Source organism: Methylobacterium variabile, from assembly GCF_001043975.1.
GTDB lineage: Bacteria > Pseudomonadota > Alphaproteobacteria > Rhizobiales > Beijerinckiaceae > Methylobacterium > Methylobacterium variabile.
In genome coordinates this window covers 1-1,884 of sequence record NZ_LABY01000454.1, presented here as the reverse complement: position 1 = coordinate 1,884, position 1,884 = coordinate 1, and the positions used below count along the sequence as shown (strand labels likewise).

2 protein-coding genes are annotated in these 1,884 nt (G+C 75.4%); one reads left to right on the top strand and one right to left on the bottom strand.

Features of this window, described 5'->3' with window-relative positions:
• Window positions 1–1,239, top strand: a 1,239-nt coding sequence (locus VQ02_RS33835; RefSeq protein ID WP_048448666.1) for a cobyrinic acid a,c-diamide synthase CobB, incomplete at its 5' end; no start/stop codon positions are given.
• 90 nt (window positions 1,240–1,329) lie between these two features.
• Here VQ02_RS33835 and VQ02_RS33830 read toward each other — a convergent pair.
• Window positions 1,330–1,746 (bottom strand): helix-turn-helix domain-containing protein, encoded by a 417-nt coding sequence (locus VQ02_RS33830; RefSeq protein ID WP_048448665.1) that lies wholly within the window; start codon window positions 1,744–1,746, stop codon window positions 1,330–1,332.
• Window positions 1,747–1,884: the final 138 nt, after the last annotated feature.

Sequence of the window (1,884 nt, the reverse complement as noted above, 5' to 3'; positions counted from 1 at the left end):
GCCCTGCGCCGCCGCGGCCTCGCGGTCGCCGGGGCGAAGTGCGGCCCGGACTACATCGACCCCGCCTTCCACGCCGCCGCGACCGGCCGGCCGAGCTACAACCTCGACAGCTTCGCCATGGACGGCGCCCTCCTCGACGCCGTGGCGGGCGCCGCCGGCGACGGGACCGAGATCGTGCTGGCGGAGGGGTCGATGGGCCTGTTCGACGGGGTCGTGGCCGAGGAGGGCCGCAGCGGCGCCAATGCCGACGTCGCGGCACGCTACGGCTGGCCGGTGGTGCTGGTGCTCGACGTCTCGGGCGCCGCCCAGTCCGCCGCCGCGACGGCGCTCGGGGTCAGGGCCTACGACCCGCGCCTGCACCTCGCCGGCGTGATCCTCAACAAGGTGGCGAGCCCGCGCCACCGGCGCCTCGTCGAGGCGGGCCTCGCCCGGATCGGGGTGCCGGTGCTCGGCGCCGTCCCGCGGGAGGCCGCGCTCGTCCTGCCCGAGCGCCATCTCGGCCTGATCCAGGCCGGCGAGACCCACGACCTGGCGGACCGCCTCGACCGCCTGGCCGACCTGGCGGAGAGCTGCCTCGACCTCGACGCGATCGTGGCCGCGGCCGGCGGCCGGGTCCCGGATCCCGGCCCGGGCCGGCTTCCGCCCCCGCCCGGGCAGCGCCTCGCGGTCGCGCGCGACGCCGCGTTCTCGTTCGTCTACCCGCATCTCGAGGCCGGCTGGCGGGCGGCCGGGGCCGAGATCGTGCCGTTCTCACCCCTCGCCGACGAGGCGCCGCCGGAATCCTGCGACGCCTCCTGGCTGCCCGGGGGCTATCCCGAGCTTCATGCCGGCCGGATCGCCGCCGCGTCGCGCTTCCTCGACGGGTTGCGGGCCTTCGCCGAGACCAGGCCGGTCCACGGCGAGTGCGGCGGCTACATGGTGCTGGGCGAGAGCCTGGAGGATGCGGAGGGTGCGACGCACCGCATGGCCGGCCTGCTGCCGGTCGCGACCTCCTACGCCCGCCGCCGGCTGCACCTCGGCTACCGGGTCGCGACGCTCCTCGGCGCCGGCTCGCTCGGCGAGGCCGGTCGGCGGCTCGTCGGGCACGAGTTCCACTACGCCAGCGAGGTCACGCCTCCCCCGGGGCCGGACGAGGCCTTGGCGGAGGTGACGGATGCAGAGGGGCGTCCCCTCGGGACGGCCGGCCATCGGCGCGGCCGGGTCAGCGGCAGCTTCTTCCACCTCGTGGGGCTACGCTGAGCCCGCGACGCCTCGGCAGGTCGGGACTTCGTCCGCGCGGGCCTGCGATGCGCCGCCGGCTCCCGCGGCGGGACCGGTGACCGGTCGCCGCTACTCGGCCGCCGTGCCGTCGCCGTTCGGGATGGCGGCCGCCGAGCGGCCGAGGCGGGCGGCGGAGCGCACGATGGCCAGGACCTCGCGGCGCAGCTGCTCGTCCTCGATCTGCACGTAGGCGCGCAGCAGCTCGATCGCGCCCTGCGCGCTCAGGAACCCGAAGACGTTGTCGTCACCGTTCTCGGTGCTGGTCTGATCCTCGAAGAAGGCCGAGACGGGAACCTCGAGCAGCCGGGCGATCTCGCGCAGGCGGCCGGCGCCGACCCGGTTCTGGCCCTTCTCGTACTTCTGAACCTGCTGGAAGGTCACGCCGACGGCGTTGCCGAGGGCGGTCTGGCTCAGGCCCTTGGCCTTGCGCAGGGCCGTGATGCGGACGCCGACGAGCCGGTCGACCTCGGTGGTTTGCTTGGGCATCGGTCCTCAACGTCTTCGTTCTGGCCTGCCGGAAGCCCCCTCCCCGATCCCAGAGGGCCGCCGTGCCGCGTCGTTCGTGCCCGCGCGACGCCGGTGCACGGCCTCGCGGATGTTCTGTTGGCCGAGCCCACGAGACTA

What these genes read in the sequence shown, in the direction of transcription:
- VQ02_RS33830 (WP_048448665.1), bottom strand. Translation starts at nt 1,746, where the DNA reads ATGCCCAAGCAAACCACCGAGGTCGACCGGCTCGTCGGCGTCCGCATC.